Origin of the sequence: Fusobacterium perfoetens (assembly GCF_021531595.1) — a bacterium.
GTDB lineage: Bacteria > Fusobacteriota > Fusobacteriia > Fusobacteriales > Fusobacteriaceae > Fusobacterium_B.
The window spans coordinates 1-20,750 of sequence record NZ_JADYUD010000018.1 but is presented as its reverse complement, the minus strand read 5'-3'; the positions used below and the strand labels follow the sequence as shown (position 1 = coordinate 20,750).

Sequence of the window (20,750 nt, the reverse complement as noted above, 5' to 3'; positions counted from 1 at the left end):
AAAATTTATTTACATTATAAATCCTAAAACAAGATACAAAATTATAGTTATAACTGCAAATGTAAGAGTATAAGGCATTTGTGTTTTAACATGTTTTATGATATTGCATCCTGTAGTTGAACAAGAAAGAATACTTGTATCTGATATAGGAGAAGAATGGTCTCCAAATATACTTCCTCCAAAAACAGCTGCTGCAGTAAGTGCAATATCAACATTCATTCTTAATGCCATAGGAATTGCAAGGCTCATTGTAACTGCCATTGTTCCCATTGAAGTACCTGTCGTAAAAGAAATAAGGCATGCAATAATAAAAATTATTGTAGGAAGTAAAGCAGGATTTAAAAGCTTAGAAAAAATTTCTGCAAGATATAATCCTGTACCTAAATCTTTTACTGTTCCTCCCATTGCAAAAGCAAATAAAAGAACTGTTGCCATTGATAATGTTCCACCAGCACCTTTAAAGAAAGTATCTAAAGAATCTTTTATATCTCTTATTTTATAAATTTTTAAAATAGTCACTACAACAAAAATAGCTAAAAAGATTCCCCAAAGAATTGCCTTGTATCCATCTCCTTTTATCATATCTCCTTTTCCTGTTATAAAAAGAACTGTAAGAATTGTTCCTATCATTGTAAGAAGAGGTAAAAGAAGTACACTCATTTTTCCATCTATTTTTACATTTTCATTATTTATTGCTTCTACACCTTTGAAATTTATAACAGCTTCTTTCATTGGCCCAAAATCTTTTTGCAGTAATATTAAAAAGAAAGTTCCAACAACTGCTATCATACAATAAAAGTTAAGATATATACTTCTTACTAAAATTTCAGGAGCATTTTCTACTCCAGAACCTTGCAGTAATCCTATCATAAAAGCTCCCCAGCCACTTAATGGAAGAAGAACACATACTGGAGTTGATGTTGTATGAACTATATATGCTGATTTTTCAGGAGCAACACCCATTGCATCATTTAAAGGTCTTGATACAGCTCCTGTTACTAAACAGCTTACTGTTCCTGAAGTAAAAACTAAAACTCCTATAAGCCATGTAAAAAAATTAGCTCCTCTTTTAGTTTTTATTATTCCACTTTTTTTAGTAAGATAATTTACAAATCCACTTACTCCACCATTATCTTCAATTAATTTTATAAGTCCTCCAAGCATTATAATTGAAAATATTACTATTGTATTTGAACTGCTTTTAAACTGATCTACTAAAGAATAAAGTGTAGCGTCTACTCCACCAATTAAGTTATATCCACTTAAAATAAATTTTCCTAGAAAAACTCCTATTAATAAAGATAAAAAAACATTTTTTGTTATTAAAGCAAGCCCAATAGTAACAACTGGTGCTATAACTGATATAAATCCTAATTCCATATTTCCTCCCTGATGTTATCTTAATGCTGTTCCTAATTTTCCATTTATAATTTCATCATTTTTAACTGCTATTTCTCCATTAATAATTACATATTTTATTCCTTTAGGAGAAAGTCCATTTTCTGCAAAAGTTGCCATATCTTCTAATTCTTCTAAAGAAAATATTGTAATATCTCCATCATCACCTATTGAAAGTCCACCTTTGTTAATCTTATATAATTTTGCAGGTGCATAAGTAATTTTTTCAATTCCTTCATATAAAGACATTAATTTTTTATCTCTTACATATTTTGCTAAAAATCTTGGGAAACTTCCAGCAGCTCTTGGGTGTCCGTCTCCATTTATTCCAAGAATACCATCACTTGCTACAACTGTATTTGGATTTAAAAGGGCTTTTTCTATATCTTCAGAATTCATAAGATGTCCTACCATCATTGTCTCTGGATGTTCTTTTCTTATTTTAAAGAACATTTCTTCTGTACATCTTTTTCCTTTAAATTCTCCTTCCATAACTTCAAGGCTTTCATATCCTGTATTATATCTTTCTATAAATCCTTCATCAAAAGTTGTTTCACCTATTTTAGTACTAAATGCTGAATATGGATAGCAATCACAAGATACATCTATTCCCTTAGCTCTTTTTTCATCTATAATTTGAAAAACTTTATCTATCTGTCCAAAACCACCCATGCTTCCTATATGAGAAACTTGAAGATGAGTTTTTATATAATCTCCTATTTCAAGAAATTCTTCTACAGCACCATAAACATTTTCTGCATCATCTCTTATATGAGCTGCAACAACCTTTCCCGCTCCAAGTTTTGCAATATTTATAAGCTCATTAAAATCCATTCCAGGAACATATCTTATTCCAAAACTAACACCAAAAAATTTATTTTCTTTCATTAATTTTTTACCATACTGATACATTTTTTCTATATCATCAGGCTCTAAGCTTTCATATCTGTCTTTTGCTCCAATATATTCTCTAAGTATTGAATGAGGAAGAAGAAGTCCACAATTTACAGGATTTCCTTCATTTAAAAGTTCAAAGTATCTTTTTGGATCATTAGTTCCTATCCCACAGTTTCCTCCAATAACTGTTGTAACACCCATCTTTAACATTCTATTAAAAATATTTAATTTTATTTTATCATCTACAATTGGATCTTCATGCATATGTATATCTACAAATCCTGGAGTAACACAAAGCCCAGCAGCATCTATTTCACAATCTCCTTTTAAAGTTTCCTTTGATAATTCCTTTACCTTTCCATCTTCTACAGCAATATTTAATTGTGTAAAAATTTTGTTTTTAGGATCAATTATAAGCCCGTTGTTAATTACTAATCTCATCTTTCCTCCTTATAAAAAAAATCACAGTTTAGGTTCTACTAAACTGTGATGAAATTTTCAAATATACTTACAAATAAATTTAAAATTATCTTTCACAGATAGCACTCCATTGAAAATATTTTCAATGACAGCAATATAAATATTATTTATATCGCCAATAGAAATTTTTTTCGGTTAAAATTTCCATTTCGGCAAATTCCCCTTTCACTTTGTCTCAACATGACCGCCACTCAACAAAGCTACTTTTGTCATCTGCACCTCTATCTAAAATTATTATTGATAAGTATATCCTTTTATTTCTATTTTGTATAATATAGCTTTTATATCTTTATTCTATATTATATATATGTAATTTTTTCTAAAAGAAGATTTTTTATATTTTTTTAATCTTCTTATATACTATTTTGTTTTATCCTTCTATTTGAATATATTTCTTTTCTTCTACTTTAGGTTGAGCTTCTTTTTTAGAAACTTCTAATTTTAAGATACCATTTTCAAATTTAGCTTTGATATCTTCTTCGTTAAGATGATTTCCTACATAGAAGCTTCTCATACATTGTCCTGTATATCTTTCCTTTCTTATATATCTTCCTTCTGAATTTTTTTCTTCTTTGTTTTCATTATGAGCAGCACTTATTACAAGATATCCATTATTTACTTCAGCTTTTATATCTTCTTTTGTAAATCCAGGAAGTTCAACTTCTAATTCATATTTATCTTCCAGTTCTTTGATATCTGTATTTCCTATTGCTTTTCTGCTTTTTGAATCCACAAAGAAATCATCATCAAAAACATCATCTATAAATCCTTTATTAAAAATACTTGGCATAAACATATACACCATCTCCTTTTGATATACATTATATTTGTTTTTCTGTTTATCCCAACATCCTTTTCCTTATTTACAAGATTATTATATATCTTTCTGTTAGCAATGTCAAGCGATGAGTGCTAATTTTTTAAAAATTTTTTTATTTAAATAATATCAAAAAATAAAAGAGACTATTGCAAATTTATAAAAATACAACAGCCTCTTTTTATTTATTTTAGAATCCTAAAACATCAAGAATTTTATCTCCAATTTTTCTGTTTTTTCCAACTGCTGGATAACAGTGAATATGAATAGCAGGGTTAAAGTTTATTTCTATAACTGCATAGTTTCCTTCTGGATTTTCTTTAGTTATATCATCTATCATAATATCAACACCACAGAAAGTAACATCAGCACTTTTTGCTGCTCTTATTGCTATTTCTTTATATACTTCAGGGATTTCATCTGTAAAGTCTATACTATCCCCTCCTGTACTGATATTAGAATTTTCTCTTAAATACACTGTTTCATCTTTTGCTGGAATATAATCAAAATCTTTTCCTTGATTAGCAAGAAGAAGTTCTTCTATTTCTCCAAGTTTTATTTTTTGAAGAGGTTTTTCATAATGTGTTCCTCTTAAATAACTTTTATTCTTTATCTCAACTAATTCTCTTATAGTAAGTTTTCCATCTCCTGTTACATTGGCAGGAACTCTGTGTAATATTCCTGCAACTTCATTTCCTATAACTAGGAATCTAAACTCTCTTCCTGTAATAAACTCTTCAACAAGAACAGATTTATCTTCAGAGAATGCTATTTCCAATGCTTTTTTATATTCTTCTTCAGTGAAACCATTTTGGAATATAGAAATTCCAAGTCCAAAGTTTGTAGATTTTGGTTTTACTACAATCTTCTTACCTTCAAATTTTTTAAAGTCCTTTTCTGCTTCTTTTATACTGTCATAATTGCTTCCATCAGGAACTTTAATTCCATGTTCACTTAAAACTTTCTTAGAAACAACTTTGTTTTCCATAATAAGCATGCTTATATATGAATCTTTTGAAGTTTTAGTAGCTTGTTTTACATATTCTTTCTTTCCATTTTTTGAAAGGGAAATAAAGTTTTCTGTTCTGTCTGCTATCTCAAATTTTACCCCTCTTTTTATAGCATCTCTTATAAGAATTTGAGTAGAAAGTTCCATGTCTTCATAATTTTTTAGACTAAAGCTGTTTTTCTTTGTATATTCTAAAGATTTTTCTGCTACATGAAGATGAAAATCAATATATCCTTCAGATTTTACAGCTTCTAATAATCTATTTAAATAAAGGTTTTTAACATCGTAAACTTTTTTAAACTGGAATTCAAATATTTTTTCCATATGCTCATCATAAATTCCAAGTTCTTTAAAGTTTGTTATCATTTCATTAAAGATTGCAATAACAAGATCTGTTACTTTAAATGTACCTCCACATACTCCTGTTAAAGTAAATTCTTTATCAAGACCGTGTGTTGCAAGCATTTTTTCATTTTCTTTTGCTGCAAGATAATCTTCTTTTGTAAATGAACATTCCCCTTTAAGAAGCATATGCATAAGGAAAAGATGAATAAATTCCATATCTTCAAGTTCTATTCCAATTCTTGCAAAAGGATTTAAATCTATGCTTCTTACTTCAAGATATTCTATACCATCTTTTTCAAGTGAACCTAAAAGATCACTTGCATCTTTTGATTTAAGTCTAAGTGAACTGTAATATTCTCTTGCCCCTTGAATTGTTCCCTCTGCAATATATTTTTTTAAATCTCCTATGTATTCTTCAAGAGAATTGTGTGACACATAAAGTTCTTTTTTATTTCTATATCCACAAATACTATTTCTGAAAGAAATTCCATTTTCAAAATAATATAAATCTTTATCAAAAGTCTGAAGCTTTGCAATACAATTTGGATTATAAGACTTGTGAACCACTCCACTTGCTCCTAAAAGATAAACAAGAAGCCAGCTGTGTTTCATATAGTTTCTTGCAACCTTCATATAAAGATTATTTTTAAATTCTTTATAGCTTTCTCCCTTATTTAACTTCTCATAAAATTCTTTTAAAAAATCTGTATCAAAAGAAAAATTATAGTGTATTCCTGAAAGAAGCTGAAGATATTTACCATATTTTTTAGCAAGGTTATCTCTGTATTCTTCACTTGCTTTATCCTGCTGAAACTGTGCCACAGGAATTTTATCTTCTTCTGGAATTACAGGAGGAAGACTCTGAGGCCATAAATATTCTTCATCTAAATTTTCTGTCACTATATCATGAAGATTCTCCATAAAATAATAAGCATCTTTTACTTTTTTAAAAGATGGTGTTATCATTTCAACCTGACTTTCAGAAAAATCAACTGTTATATAAGGATTTTTCTTTTTATCTCCAAATACAGCAGGATGTGGTGTAAGAGCTAAATGCCCATTTTGGTCTACTCTAAGATTTTCTTTTTCAAGGCCGAAATTCCCCTTCTGTACTTCGTCTACAAGGTTAAACTCTTTTATCATTGGCACTATATTTTTATTTATCATGTTACCTCCTAAAATTATATTTTCTTTCTTTTGAGAAAAGATATGTTGACAATAAACCTTTTACTACTGTTGTACCTGATATTGTCAGCCATACCCCATTTATTCCAAATATTTTTGTAAGAATAAAAGCTGTAGGTATTCTTAAAGATGTAAAAATTATTCCTATCATTGAAGCTATTTTAGGTTTTCCTATTCCACTATATGCTCCACTATTTACAATTTCAAGACACATAAACACTTGAGAAAGTCCTACAATTCTTAAATAATTCATTCCTATTTCCAGTGTTTTTTCGTCATCAATAAATATTTTCATAAGTGGCTCTGCAAAAATTACAAAAATAAGAGTTGTTATAATACCAAGTCCTGCTGAAAGCTTCATTGAAACCTTGTATCCCTCTTCTATTCTGTCACCTCTCTGAGCCCCATAATTTTGTCCTATGAAAGAGGCTACTGCTCCCTGAAGCCCTCCTATTGTAAGGTAAGATACTGCTTCTATCTGAAGTGCTATTTTCTGTGCTGCAATTGCTGATGCTCCCCAGCTTGCAACCATTCTAGCAAGAACAATAGATATTGTTGTAAAAAGTACTCTCTGAATTCCATTTGGAAATCCAAGAAAGAATATATCCTTTATTTTTTCTATGCTGTATTTTTTCTGCCTTTTTATAGTAAAATATTTTTTTGAATATATATAAAAAAGAGAAGTATTTATTCCCTCACAGAACATAGTGGCAAGTCCTGCTCCGAATACTCCCATATTAAAGACAAAAATAAATATAGGATCAAGAAATATATTCATTATAACACCTATACAGTTTATCTTAAAAGGTGTTTTACTATCACCAAAACTATTAAAAATACTTACAAACATAAAGTTTGAAAACTTAAAAAGTGTTCCTATACCTGTTATCATAAGATACTGCTTTGCCATGTTTTCAACACCAGTATCATTAAAATTAAAATACCTAACTATCATATTCCTAAAGAGAAAAAGAAAAGTAAAATAAATAAGAAACAGAGATATATTCATCATAAATCCCGTATTTATAAATTCATCTGCTTCCTGGTATTTTTTAGCTCCAAGTCTGTGTGCTACTTTTATTCCTGCTCCAGTTACTATTATTGTATTAAGACCAAAGCCAAGATTTATAAAAAATGCTGCCGAACCAACTGCAGCCACAGCCCTGCTCCCTAACTTTCCTATCCAAAGCATATCAACTATTCCATAAGCAAGCTGAAAAAAAGATGCTCCCATAATAGGAAGAGCCAAAAGTATTAGAGTCTTTTTTATAGGCTCTTTAGTCATATCATTAAACTTCTTCATCTGCCCTCACCCTAAAAATTTTACTTTTTACCTATTTAAATTATACAAAATATTCATAAAAAAAAGAATACAAGACAAAAGCGTAAAAAAATATATACAAGTCTAATGTGAATTTTTTTATTTTTAATATAAAAAAGAGCTCTGCACAAAGCAACAGCTCTCTTCTTTAATCTTCAAAATGTTTTATCATTTTTCTTAAAAGATTTCTTAGTATTTCTATTTCTTCTTTGCTTAAAGGAGAAGTAAGCTCCTGCTCCATCTCTTTTTTCAATGAAGCACATATTCCTCTTAACTTTTCCCCTTCAGGAAGAATTTTTATTTTTTTCTTTCTTCCATCTTCTGAAGAAGAAATACGGGAAATGAATTTCTTTTCCTCCATAAGTGAAAGCATTTTAGAAGCAGTGGCACGATTTATTGAAAATTCTGCCTCTACATCTTTTTGATATATATCTATATCTGAATTTTCACTTACATAATCTATTACCCATAAATTAGAAAGAGAACATTCATTTGTATCTTTTCTGCTATAAAGAGAATGGCTGTATTTTTCAATATGGTTATTAAGTTTTCTTATATAAAATCCTATATCATTATTTTTCATAAAATCTCACATCCTCTTACTCATTTGCGGACAATTATAAATTCTTATTCAAAGTTTGTCAATCTTTTTTTATATACAAGAGAAATGCGAAATATATTATTCACATCTCTCTTGTACTCTTTTTATTTTTCACATTACTGCCGTATTGTTAATTTTAACTTTTTATTGCTTAATACTTTTTAATTTGTTATATTATAAATATAAATAAATTAAAACATAAGAAAGAAAGGCTGATTGTTATGATAAATCGTTCTGGAGGTGTTCTGCTTCATATTTCCTCTCTTCCTGGAAAATATGGAATAGGAAGTTTTGGAAAAGAAGCAGTAAATTTTTCTAAATTTTTAAAAGAAGCTGGTTTTAGCTGGTGGCAGACTCTTCCATTCGGCACAACAGATAAATGTAATTCCCCTTATAAAAGCTTTTCAGCATTTGCAGGAAATCCTCTTTTTATAGATCTTCCTTCCCTTGCAGAAAAAGGACTTTTAACAGAAGAAGAACTAAAAAAAAGTGAATATGAAAATCCATATTTTGTAGACTTTGAATATATTAATAAAAACAGATATAAAACTCTTTATCTTGCATATGAAAGAATAAGCACAGAAGAAAAAGAAAAAATCACAGAATTTGCTGAAAAAAATAGTTTCTGGCTTCCAGATTTTGCTCTTTATATGACTTTAAGAGAAAAAAATAATGATACTGATTGGTATTTATGGGAAGATGAAGAACTTAAATTTCATAAAAAAGAAGCTGTGGAAAAAGCTTTTAAAGAATATGAAAAAGAAGTTCTTTTCCATGAATTTATGCAATATGAATTTTATTCTCAGTGGGAAAAAATTAAAAATGAAATAAATAAAAATGGAATAAAGCTTATAGGAGATATGCCTATATATGTATCCCTTGAAAGTGCTGATGTATGGGCAAATCGTGAGCTTTTTGACCTTTCAGAAGATGGAAGTCCAAGACTTGTTGCAGGTGTTCCTCCTGATTATTTTTCAGAAGAGGGACAAATGTGGGGAAATCCTCTTTATAACTGGGACTTAATGAAAAAACAAAATTATAGTTGGTGGCTTAAAAGAATAGAAAATTCTCTTTTAATCTTTGATATGGTAAGAATAGACCACTTCAGAGGATTCTCTGCTTACTGGGCTGTTCCTGCTAAAGCTGAAACTGCTAAAAGTGGAAGTTGGATAAAAGGGCCTGGAATGGATTTCTTTAATGTGGTAATGAAAAAATTTAATAACTCACAAATCATAGCAGAAGATTTAGGAGATATTGATGAAGATGTTGTAAATCTTTTAAAAGAAACAAAACTTCCTGGAATGAGAGTTATCCAATTTGCCTTTATTGGAGACAGAGACAGCATTCATCTTCCTCATAATTATGAAAAAAATGTCATTGCTTATACTGGAACTCATGATAATAATACAATCTTAGGTTGGCTTTGGGAAGCAACACCTGAAAACAGAAAAACTGCTCTTGATTATTGTAACTTCACTGGAAAAGATTGGGGAATGGGTGGATATTACAGTGAATCTTGCCGTTCTGTTATAAGAACATTATGGCAAAGCACTGCTCAGCTTACAATCGTTCCTATTCAAGATTTATGTGGTTTTGGAAGTGATACAAAAATGAATCAGCCGGGAATTGCAAATGGAAACTGGGCTTTCCGTATAACTGAAGATTCATTAAATCAAATTGACAAAGAGTGGATTAAAAATCTAAACGATATATACAGAAGAAAATAACTTAAAAGAAAATTACCCTGCTGATGAAAAATAATTTTATTAATTTTCAATGCAGGGTTTTTATATAATGTTGCAAATCTATAAAAATAAAATTTTATCTCATGAAAATATTTTTTTTATAAATTAGAAAATATAAAGTTTTTTTATTCCGTTATAATACTAAATAAGTATTATTGTTGCTTTCTATTCCCCATTTGTTGAGGAAAAAATCAAAAGAAAACAGTTGAAAAACAGAAAAATTTATGTAATAATATTCCAAGATATAGTGAACAAAAATTATTTATAACACAATATATTGTGTTTCATGGAGGGATAGATATGATAAAAATATATGGAAAAGAAAACTGCAGCAGATGTGAAACTTTAAAAAGAACTTTAGAAAGAGAAGGAATTGAATTTGAATATACTCAAGATTTAAAAGCTCTTATGACAGCTGCAAGCAAAGCAAGAATAATGAGTGCACCTGTAGTTGAAAAAGATGGTGAATTTTACCCAATGGAAAAATTCCTAGAGGTTTTATAAAATGAGACAAGTTATAAATAGAGCTGGGATAAAAGAAGATCTTGATATAACAAAAATAAGAGAAAAACTTACAAGAGCCTGTGAAGGACTTGAAGTAAATATGATTGAACTTGAAAGCTGTATAGATTCAATATACCAAGAGAATATAACTACTAAAAAAATTCAGGAGTCTCTTATAAATCAAGCTGTTGCTATGACAAGCTTTGAGGAAAGTGACTGGACTTATGCAGCAGGACGCCTTCTTATGATGGAAACAGAAAGAGAAGTTTTCCACAAAAGAGGTTTTTCATATGGAAATTTATATAAAACAATAACTCTTTTAACAGAAAAAGGAATATATGATAAAAGGCTTCTTGAATATACAGAAGAAGATATAAAGGAACTTGAAAAAGCAGTTGATACTTCAAGAGATATGATGTATGACTATGCTGGGGCAAATATGTTTGTCAACAGATATCTTTTAAAGCATGAAGGAAAAATATATGAACTTCCTCAGGAAGTTTTTATGTGTATTTCCATGCTTCTTGCATTAAATGAAAAAAATAAAGTTGAAGTAGCAAAAAGATTCTACAATGCTCTTTCACTAAAGAAGATATCTCTTGCAACTCCTATCCTTGCAAATTTAAGGATTCCAAAAGGAAATCTTTCTTCATGTTTTATTACTGCTATGGACGACAACATTGAATCTATATTCTACAATATAGATACTATTGCCAAAATAAGTAAAAATGGAGGAGGAGCAGGACTTAATATATCAAGAATAAGGGCTAAAAACTCAATGGTAAATGGATATTACAATGCCAGTGGAGGTGTTGTTCCTTGGATAAAAATAATAAACGATACAGCTGTTGCTGTAAACCAGCAGGGAAGAAGAGCAGGAGCAGTTACTGTTGCTCTTGATTCATGGCATCTTGATATAGAAACATTCCTTGAACTTCAAACTGAAAACGGAGACCAAAGGGGGAAAGCCTATGATATATACCCTCAGGTTGTAATTTCAGATCTTTTTATGAAAAGAGTTGAAAATAATCTTTCATGGACTCTTGTAGATCCTTTTGAAATTCGTAAAAAATATAATGTGGAATTATGTGAACTTTATGGAGAAGAATTTGAAAAAATATATTCTCTTATTGAACAAGATAATTCCCTTGAACTAAAAAAAGTTATTAAAGCAAGAGAACTGTTTAAAGAAATAATGAAAGTGCAGATTGAAACTGGTATGCCTTATCTTTTCTTTAAAGACAGAGCTAATCTTGTAAATCATAATAGACATACTGGAATGATAGGAAACGGGAATCTTTGCATGGAAAGTTTTTCTAATTTTTCTCCTAGTAAAAACTTTAGAGAAGAAAATATAGAAAATAAAGGTGTAAGAACAGTTGATTTAGGAGAAGTTCATACATGTAACCTTGTTTCAATGAATCTTGCTGAGATTTTAAGAGAAGAACTTCCAGATATTATTGATACTGCTGTAAGAATTCTTGATAATACAATAGATTTAACAAAAACTCCTGTTAAAGAATCTGACAGACATAACTTTTTATACAGAGCCATTGGTACAGGAACTATGGGACTTGCAGACTATCTTGCAAGAGAATTTATGATATATGAAGAATCCCTTAATGATATAGATGAGCTTTTTGAAGAAATTGCTCTTTATGCAATAAAATCATCTGCTCTTCTTGCTAAAGAAAGAGGAACATACCCATTATTTAAAAATTCAGACTGGGATAAGGGAATCTTCTTCCAAAAAAACAGAGAATGGTATATAAATAACTCAAAATTCTCTGAAAAATGGAATGAAGTTTTTGATCTTGTAAAAAAATATGGAATGCGTAATGGGGAACTTACTGCTGTTGCACCAAATACTTCTACCTCTCTTCTTATGGGAGCATGTGCTTCTGTAAATCCTGCTTTCTCAAGATTTTTTATTGAAAAAAATCAAAAAGGAGCAGTTCCGAGAGTTGTAAAATATTTAAAGGACAGATCATGGTTTTATCCTGAGTTTAAAAATGTAAATCCTGAATTTTATGTAAAAGTTATGTCAAGAATAGGAAAATGGACTACACAGGGAGTCTCTATGGAACTTATCTTTGACCTTAACAAAAATATAAAAGCCAAAGATATATATAATACTCTTATGACTGCATGGAAAGAAGGGTGCAAATCTGTTTACTACATAAGAACTATACAAAAAAATACAAATATAATGAATGATAAAGAGGAGTGTGAAAGCTGCAGTGGATAGAAAAAAACTTTTTAATCCTCTGGGAGATGATTCTCTTACAGAAAGAAAAATCATAAAAGGAGACAGCACAAATATCTTTAATCTTAACAATGTAAAGTATCAATGGGCAAACCATCTTTACAGAACTATGATGGGAAATTTCTGGATTCCTGAAAAAATAGATTTAACACAAGATAAAAATGATTATGAAAACTTAACTGATTATGAAAAAAAAGCCTATGATGGAATACTTTCTTTCCTAATCTTTCTGGACAGTATTCAGACAAATAATATTCCAAATGTATCTGATTATATTACTGCCCCTGAAATTAATCTTGTTCTGTCTATACAGACATTTCAGGAAGCTGTGCACTCTCAGTCATATCAATATATAATAGAATCTATTCTTTCAAAAGAAACAAGAAATTCTATCTATGATAAATGGAGAGATGATAAAGTCCTTTTTGAAAGAAACAAATATATTGCAGAAATTTATCAAAATTTCTTAAATATTCAAAGTGATGAAAACTTTGCAAAAGTAATTATTGCAGATTATCTTTTAGAATCTTTATACTTCTATAATGGATTTAATTTCTTCTATCTTCTTGCAAGCAGGAACAGAATGATGGGAACATCTGATATTATAAGACTTATAAACAGAGATGAACTTTCTCATGTTGTTCTTTTCCAACAAATCATCAAAGAGATAAGAAAAGAAAATCCAAATTTCTTTAATGATGGCACTATATATGATATGTTTAAAAAAGCTGTTGAACAGGAAATTAACTGGACAAATCATATAATAGGAAATAACATTCTAGGAATTACTGAAATTTCAACTGAAAAATATACAAAATGGCTTGCTAATGAAAGACTTAAAGCTATTGGTTTAAAACCTGTGTATGAAGGTTTTGAAAAAAATCCTTACAAACATCTTGAAAAATTTGCTGATACTGAAGGAGAAGGAAATGTTAAAGCAAATTTCTTTGAAGGTACTGTTACAAGCTATAACATGAGTTCTTCTGTTGAAGGTTGGGACGAATTCTAAAATAATAAATAACAAAACTCAGTTTTATATTTTTATATTAAGGCTGAGTTTTCTTTTATTTTACAGTTAATTTCTATACTTTTTAATATTTCTAAATAAAATATTTTGACAAACAAAATAAAATATGATAAAACATAAATATCTAAAAACTGATAAACATATCAGCATAAATTTTTATAGGGGGAATTTTATGAAAAAATTAGCACTTTTATTGGGAGCATTAGCTGCAATTTCAGGATCAGCTTATGCAAAAGAGGAAGCTCCATCACTTGCAGTAACATATGTAGGGCAATCACTAGAGATTGACAACACTTCTGGAGGAGAAAACATTGGACAAGAAGTTCATTTTGGAAACTCTGTTGGTTTAGAATATAAAGATTGGTCTTTTGATGTTTTTGCAAGAAAAACATGGTCTATGGATACTGATGATGGAATACATTCTGCAGCACATAGAATTGATTTTGATGTTTGGAAAAATTATGAAAACTTCTCTCTAGGTTTCAGATGGAGACAAGAATCAGATATTGACGGATATTATTTAAGAACAAAATATGAGTATGGAGCATTCTCAGGTTGGATTGATGCAGCATATTATTCTACAAATGGAGATTCTGAAGTTGGAGACAACTACTACTTTGAAGCTCAGCCATTTAACTATACAATAGGACCTGTAACTTTAGGATATTATATTGAAGTTGGAAGACTAGCTGTAAATACAGAAAATGATGGATTTAAACATGATTACAGACAACAATTAAGAGCTTCTCTTCCAATCTATGAAGGAGAAAAATTAGCTCTTGGATTAGAATATAGATGGCAATTTGATACAGATGTAAAATATGATGAAAATAAAGCAGAAGGAAAATGGACAGAAGCTAGTCCTAATTCTCATATCTTCGTTTTATCAGCAAATTATGCTGTTACAGAAAGCTTATCTCTTGATGGATACTATCAATATGATATGTATAAATTTGACACTAAAGGACACGGAGACAGCTATATTGACGGTGGAGAAGATGACGGAAAATACTACGGTGAATTTTACTTAGGATGGACATACACATTCTAGTTTAATTGTCTCATATACAAAAACAAAACTCAGCCTCGGTTTTAACACCAAAGCTGAGTTCTGTTTTTATTAAGGATTTTATTTGGGTGCTTATTTAATTAAGATTTTATTTATTAAAATCTGTAAGAGATTCCTGCTGTTAATCTTGAGTCGTCTCCAGAATCACTCCACATCATTTCATATTTTCCATTTACTCCGAAACCTGTTTCATGTTCATAGTCAAATCCTACATGAGCAGTTCCTCTTGTTTTATCTACTTCAGGATTTCCTAAATTAATATCATCTATTCCGTAAACAGATATTACAGTTTCTTCATTTCTGTTTACATCAGCCATTGAGTATTTTACTCCTGCTTCAAGTTCAAGAACTCCTTTTTCAAAGTTAAATCCTTTTACTATGTTCATTCCTGCACCTGCTTCAAATACATGGACATCTTTATTATCTACTTTTACTCCGTTTCCTTCTGCATTATCCTGCATAATATAGTCATAAGTAAATGATAAGTTTGGTTCAAGTCTTACTGTTTCTGTAAGAGCTATATCTCTTTTAATATATCCTCCTAAAGTTATTGCAGAAGAATCAGCACTTCCTTTTCCATTTACTTCTAAATCACTTATTGTATATCCTAAGTTTCCTGTTAAATCAAATCCATTTACAGAATGTTTTGCATAAGCTCCTATATAGTAGTTATCTCCTTTAAGAGTTCCTGCATCTTTAACATCAATTTCTGTGTCTCCTCCTCCAAGAGCAATTCCTAAAGATGTATTATCAGATACACCGTATTCAATCATACCAACCATTGATTTAATATCGCTGTCATATCCTTTAACTTTGTTTGCTCCGTCATATTCAACATCAGAATTTATATATTTTGCATTAGCAAGCCATTCACCTTTATTTGCTTTTTTACCCCATTCATTTACAGCACTCATAAATGAGTTAGAAATATCTCTTGTAATTTTGTATCCTGTAGTTGCAAGAGTATCTCCTAAAGCACCTTTTTCATTAATTGCATTTGCAATAGATGAAACATCAGTACTATTTAAAACATTTAAGATTTCACTGTTTGAAGAAGCATTTTCAAGCATTTCTTCATAGATTCCTGAATATCTTTCATCAATATTCATTTCTTTTGTAGATTTTACTCTGATATCTTTTCCTTGTTCAGTTGCTTTTGTAAATATTGCAGAAGCTGTTATATTTTTTTCTCCTACATTATCTTTTAAATTATTAACTGTAGTATCAGCTATATCGTATTCTCCTCCTGCAACAAGTTCCATATCTTTTCCAATACCAATTTGGAATTTAGCATTATCTCCAAAAGTTGAATTTCCAATAACTTTATTTACAGCTTCATTATTTACAAAATCTACACCTGTTTCAACAGTTCCTTTAAGTTCTCCCATTAAAGTACCATTTTGGATAGTTGTTTTTTCTCCTGCTTTTGTTATTCCATTATCAAAACTTATATCTGCCTTTGCTCCTATTTTCCAAGTTTGATTATTTAAATCAAGAGTTTCAATATTTTTTAGTTGATAATCAAAAGTATCATGTGTTCCTGTTAAGTTTTTAAGATTTACAATATCGTCTCCATCTTTTCCATCAATTACTCCAACTTCTTTAAGAGCATTATTTATTGTTAAAATATCACTTTCTGTACCAAGAGTAATACTATCAACACTTATTGTATTATCAGAAGAAGTTTGTCCATCTCCAAGAATTAATTCAATTCCATGTTTAGAACTGCTTCCATCAATACCTTTTTCAATATTAATATTATTAGCAAGAGTAATAGTTGTAGAAACTTCTTTTCCTTCTAATTCTTTATCTGATTGGTTATCAATTATAAGTTTTCCTGCATTATTAACACCTGTACCACTGTCTTTTAAAGTTAAATTAGCAAGAGTAATATCAGTTGTTTTTCCTGCTGTTGTTTTTATAACTGCACTGTCAACTTCTTGAGTATTTGAATAAAATTCATCGTCTATATTTTCATATACAAGAGTTCCGTTTCCTTTTACTGCTCCAAGAACTTTTGAATTTTCTTCTATTGTTAAAGTTCCATTATCGCTAAGTTTTACAGCAACAACATTATTAAGAGCGTTTCCTTTATATCCTGTATATTCATTTCCTGCTATTGCATTAATAACTGAATTTCCAGAAAGAGTTAAATCTCCATTTACATTTAAAAGAGTTCCATCTTTTTCAAAATATCCAACTATAGAAGAATCAGTAAGAGTTAAATCATCTTTTGTGCTTATTACAACTTTATCAGTTTTATCATCTTTTCCAACAACAGTTGTAATATGATTTCCTGCTAAAGTTTTATTATCAAGAGTTACTGTTTCAGTTAATTTACCTTTTGTATATCTGTCAACAAATAAGTTTGTATTTTCTGCTAAAATTCCTCCTGTAAATTTCTTATCTGCTGTTACTGTATTATCACTTTGATTAGTAGCAACAAGCATATTTTTTCCTATTTCTGAAATTGTTATATTATTTTCATCTTTAGCATTTATTTCTATTCCGTTATTGTGTTGTTTATAAGCTTCTTTAAAACCTGTTCCAGTATTTTTTAAAATAACAACACCATTATTTTTTACATTTTTGCTTTCTCCTTTATCTCCTATATTAGCAAAAGAGTCATCATTATTTATTACTATTCCATTATTATGTATTCTTCCTGTTCCTCCTACAGAATACTGTCCTTTATTTGCAACTATACCATAGTTAAAAGATTCTCCTGCATCATCTGTAAAAATTCCAAGTCCACCTGTGTTAGCAATAATTCCATAATTATAGCTTTTTACTCCATCAGATATTGCTCCCCCTGCATTATCTCCTAGCTCTTGTCCTTTATCTCCCTTATTAGCTATAATACCATAATTATATATTTTTCCTTGATTTTTATTTGAAATAAAAGCCTGTCCTTTTTTGCCCTCATTAGCTATTATTCCATAATTATATGCTTCTCCATAATTATTATGTGTTCCAAAATCTATATATTGACCTAATTCTCCTTTATTAGCTATAGTACCATAATTATATATTTTAGTATCATTTAAATTTCCATATTGTCCATCATTACCATTATTTTTTATTATTCCATAGTTTATTAAATTATTTCCATATTGTCCTATATGATTATTATTTGCTATAACTCCATAATTATATACAAAACTTTCTATCCCGTTTGCTGCCTGTCCTCTTTGTCCATTGTTAGCAATAATTCCATAGTTATATCCAAATGAATCAACAATATTTTGTCCTTGACTTATATTTCCTATAATTATACCGTAGTTATAAGCTTCTCCACCCTCTCTTGCTCTTTGACCATTATTATTAGATGTGCTTATTACTCCATAGTTATAAACTTTAGCATTTACTCCCTCTGCATATTGTCCTATTCCATAAGCAGTACCATCCGTAGGCTCTGTAAATCCTGATGGTTTACCTCCTGTTATAATTCCTTTATTCACTGCTGTTTCATTATCTCTTGCAACTTGAGCAGCATAATATATTTCTGTTTTATTCACAAAAACTCTTTCTAAAGAAAATTCACTTCTTGTTTCTCCTGCTTTGATTATATTGTCTCCTGTATAAGATAAACCTGCTGAATAATTTCCATTATCTCCAAATAATTCTCCTGAAATAGTATAATTATTTCCAGAATTTCCTGCATTTACAGAATTTTTCCATAAAAGAGATGAACTTTTAATAATTTTTTTTGTTTCTTCTCCCATATATTTTGATAAATTATTTACATCATCTGCTTTTAAAATTTCCTGTCCATTCCAAATAATATCATCTTTTAAAATCTCCTCAGTTTTTCCTATTCCCTGAGTCCATTTGTTATATGGAATATATGCTCCATCTGCATTAATGGTAGGTTCTTGAGGTTCAGCACCAAAAGCCACTGCCCCTGTAATTAAAAATGAAACCACAACCCCCATTGTAATTTTTACTTTTCTTTTAAGAAATTTTTTTAATGAATTTTCTGCATAGTTTCTTCCCATAGAAATCTCCCCTTCTTAAAATATAATAAAGACTAAGTTATAAAATTATTACACAGCTTTCTTCCCATAGAAATCTCCCCTTCTTAAAATATAATAAAGACTAAGTTATAAAATTATTACACAGCTTTCTTCCCATAGAAATCTCCCCTTCTTAAGATTTCTTCCTTCATCATCAAAAACTGTATAATAATTTATAATTTTTTAAACATTCTTTATTTTTATAAATCGGGCTGTTTTTTTATTATTTTTAAATCTAAGAGTAATAAAAAAACAGTCTAATTTAGGGGATTTTAGACTGTTTAACTAGTTATAATTTTTTATACTTTTTTTTATAAATTCTTTAATCATATTTCAATGCTCTTGTCCTGATTATAGTCCCATCCCCTTTAATTGTCAACACCATTTTTCAAAAAAATTTTATATATTTTCTTACATATTCCAAATACCTTTATTTTCATATGTTTTCATAATTAAAAAAGATATTTTAAATTTTTATAATTTTCTCATTTGACTTTTTAAGAATTATTTTATATAATCCTCTTGCATAGATTTCTTATAGCAAAAATTTCTCCTTTATATTTTCTATATAAGGAGATACTAAAATGAAAAATTTTAAGAAAATCATGAAAAATACTGAAGAAAAAATGTTTATAACCTTACCCCATGAAAAATCTTCAAGGGGATAATGAAAAAATTTCATGCCCCCCATGAAAAATTTTCATACCAAAGATCATACTAATAATAATCATACTAATAAAATCATAAATAAATATATATAAAGGGCACGCTATATTATTTCTGCTGTCTCATTATGAGGAATAAAATTTCTTTCAATATCCTTAAGATTTTTTAATTCTTCCTGAACTTCATCATATTCTTCCTCTAAGCTTTTTATTATGTATTTTATTTCATGAGAAAGAGCATAGGACATAAGTATTTTATCTTTTAAATCTTTTTTTAAAGAGATATCTTTTTTAAAGACAGTAAAAGATTCGGGAGTTAACTTTTTCTTTAAAAAAACTAAAGTTATTAAGTCACTTCCGTATGTATTAATTGTAAAAAATGCAAAAAACAAAACTAAATACAAACCAAATATTAATTTTACTGTTTTTTTAAATTTCTTTTTGTATAAAATAAAAAAGGACAACAGTAAAATAAAAATAAAAACTTTTATACGAACTAACTCTGCTATAACTAATAATAAATCTAACTCTAATTCTGTCATTTAAATTCTCCATAATCATAACTTAATATAGTTTATCTTTATTTTTCAGTTTTTATATAATTCTGCCTCTAAAACAATTATATCCCTTACCTTTATAATTTTCAATATATAAACTTTTCTTTTTATTTAAATATTTTTTGTAAAGTTTAAAAACAGTTTTTATGTTATTTTTCTATTTTCTTGACAAAAGCTCACAAATGTAATATCTTAATTTTAAGATAAGTAAATTCATTAATACAAGGAGCAATAAAATGATATATGGAGAATTAAGAGAATTAAAATTTTATAAAGGAATTTCAGAAAATCTTGATAAAGCTATTGAGTGTATAGAAAGTGGAGTTTATAAAAATGGTGTTTCTGGAAAAAATGAAATAGATGGAGATAATCTTTTCTTTAACTGCCAAACTGTTACAACACAGCCTATAGAAGAGAGATTTTTTGAAGGACATAAAAAATATATAGATATCCAAATAGTTATAAAAGGAGAAGAAAAAATAGGTTATACTTCCCGTTCAAATGTTATAAGAACAAGCCCATGGAACAGAGAAACTGACTTTGAAAAATATGAAGGATCTGTTGACCATCTTTTTGACTTAAATGAAGATACATTTATTATTTTATTCCCTGAAGAACCTCATATGCCTCTTATACATGGAGAAAACGGCCCTATGGAAATTAAGAAAGCTGTATTTAAAGTTAAAATTAAATAAACATATAAAAAATAGGCTGTTGCATTCTCTAATTTATAAAAATAAAATTTTAGAATATTGAAAATATTTTTGTGATTTATGAAGTGAGTTGAACGCTAAAAAATGACACTGTCTGAACGAAGTGAGTTTGTCATTTTTAGTGAAACGAACAAT

General features: G+C 28.9%; 14 protein-coding genes and 1 riboswitch. Of the genes, 6 read left to right on the top strand and 8 right to left on the bottom strand.

Annotation, left to right across the window (positions count from 1 at the left end):
* Positions 1 to 9: 9 nt before the first annotated feature.
* The 6 genes from I6E17_RS09045 to I6E17_RS09020 all read right to left on the bottom strand — a co-directional run bounded on the left by I6E17_RS09045 (position 10) and on the right by I6E17_RS09020 (position 8,035).
* Complete coding sequence (locus tag I6E17_RS09045; RefSeq protein WP_235236881.1) at positions 10 to 1,380, bottom strand: Na+/H+ antiporter NhaC family protein; 1,371 nt, start codon at positions 1,378 to 1,380, stop codon at positions 10 to 12.
* A 15-nt stretch (positions 1,381 to 1,395) separates the two neighbouring features.
* Entirely contained in the window at positions 1,396 to 2,736 is a 1,341-nt protein-coding gene (locus I6E17_RS09040) for an amidohydrolase family protein (protein WP_176828894.1), read from the bottom strand.
* 91 nt (positions 2,737 to 2,827) lie between these two features.
* Positions 2,828 to 3,007, bottom strand: a riboswitch (Lysine riboswitch).
* Positions 3,008 to 3,145: 138 nt separating this feature from the next.
* The gene (locus tag I6E17_RS09035; protein ID WP_235236880.1) at positions 3,146 to 3,571 is read right to left on the bottom strand and encodes an Hsp20/alpha crystallin family protein; all 426 of its coding nucleotides are present in this window, start codon (positions 3,569 to 3,571) and stop codon (positions 3,146 to 3,148) included.
* A gap of 211 nt (positions 3,572 to 3,782) precedes the next feature.
* On the bottom strand, positions 3,783 to 6,113 hold the full coding sequence (gshAB, locus tag I6E17_RS09030) for a bifunctional glutamate--cysteine ligase GshA/glutathione synthetase GshB (protein WP_235236879.1): 2,331 nt from the start codon (positions 6,111 to 6,113) through the stop codon (positions 3,783 to 3,785).
* Position 6,114: 1 nt separating this feature from the next.
* Positions 6,115 to 7,434, bottom strand: coding sequence for an MATE family efflux transporter (locus tag I6E17_RS09025; RefSeq protein ID WP_235236878.1), 1,320 nt, complete (start codon positions 7,432 to 7,434; stop codon positions 6,115 to 6,117).
* A 166-nt stretch (positions 7,435 to 7,600) separates the two neighbouring features.
* Complete coding sequence (locus I6E17_RS09020) at positions 7,601 to 8,035, bottom strand: MarR family winged helix-turn-helix transcriptional regulator (RefSeq protein ID WP_235236877.1); 435 nt, start codon at positions 8,033 to 8,035, stop codon at positions 7,601 to 7,603.
* A gap of 182 nt (positions 8,036 to 8,217) precedes the next feature.
* On the opposite strand from I6E17_RS09020, the gene malQ reads away from it, so the two are divergent.
* The 5 genes from malQ (at position 8,218) to I6E17_RS08995 (ending at position 14,646) form a co-directional block, all read left to right on the top strand.
* Positions 8,218 to 9,780, top strand: coding sequence for a 4-alpha-glucanotransferase (gene malQ, locus I6E17_RS09015; RefSeq protein WP_328225939.1), 1,563 nt, complete (start codon positions 8,218 to 8,220; stop codon positions 9,778 to 9,780).
* A 318-nt stretch (positions 9,781 to 10,098) separates the two neighbouring features.
* Positions 10,099 to 10,302, top strand: a complete 204-nt coding sequence (locus tag I6E17_RS09010; protein WP_176828900.1) for a glutaredoxin domain-containing protein — start codon at positions 10,099 to 10,101, stop codon at positions 10,300 to 10,302.
* A gap of 1 nt (position 10,303) precedes the next feature.
* The gene (locus I6E17_RS09005; RefSeq protein WP_235236873.1) at positions 10,304 to 12,550 is read left to right on the top strand and encodes a ribonucleoside-diphosphate reductase subunit alpha; all 2,247 of its coding nucleotides are present in this window, start codon (positions 10,304 to 10,306) and stop codon (positions 12,548 to 12,550) included.
* Entirely contained in the window at positions 12,543 to 13,577 is a 1,035-nt protein-coding gene (locus I6E17_RS09000; protein ID WP_235236871.1) for a ribonucleotide-diphosphate reductase subunit beta, read from the top strand. Before I6E17_RS09005 ends, I6E17_RS09000 begins: the two co-directional genes overlap by 8 nt.
* 190 nt (positions 13,578 to 13,767) lie before the next feature.
* Positions 13,768 to 14,646 (top strand): hypothetical protein, encoded by an 879-nt coding sequence (locus I6E17_RS08995; protein WP_235236869.1) that lies wholly within the window; start codon positions 13,768 to 13,770, stop codon positions 14,644 to 14,646.
* 113 nt (positions 14,647 to 14,759) lie between these two features.
* On the opposite strand, the gene I6E17_RS08990 is transcribed toward I6E17_RS08995, so the two are convergent.
* The gene (locus tag I6E17_RS08990; protein ID WP_235236867.1) at positions 14,760 to 18,662 is read right to left on the bottom strand and encodes an autotransporter domain-containing protein; all 3,903 of its coding nucleotides are present in this window, start codon (positions 18,660 to 18,662) and stop codon (positions 14,760 to 14,762) included.
* A 787-nt stretch (positions 18,663 to 19,449) separates the two neighbouring features.
* Complete coding sequence (locus I6E17_RS08985) at positions 19,450 to 19,737, bottom strand: hypothetical protein (protein ID WP_235236865.1); 288 nt, start codon at positions 19,735 to 19,737, stop codon at positions 19,450 to 19,452.
* Positions 19,738 to 20,138: 401 nt separating this feature from the next.
* Between I6E17_RS08985 and I6E17_RS08980 the strand changes: the two genes are divergently transcribed.
* Complete coding sequence (locus I6E17_RS08980; RefSeq protein WP_235236862.1) at positions 20,139 to 20,597, top strand: YhcH/YjgK/YiaL family protein; 459 nt, start codon at positions 20,139 to 20,141, stop codon at positions 20,595 to 20,597.
* Positions 20,598 to 20,750: the final 153 nt, after the last annotated feature.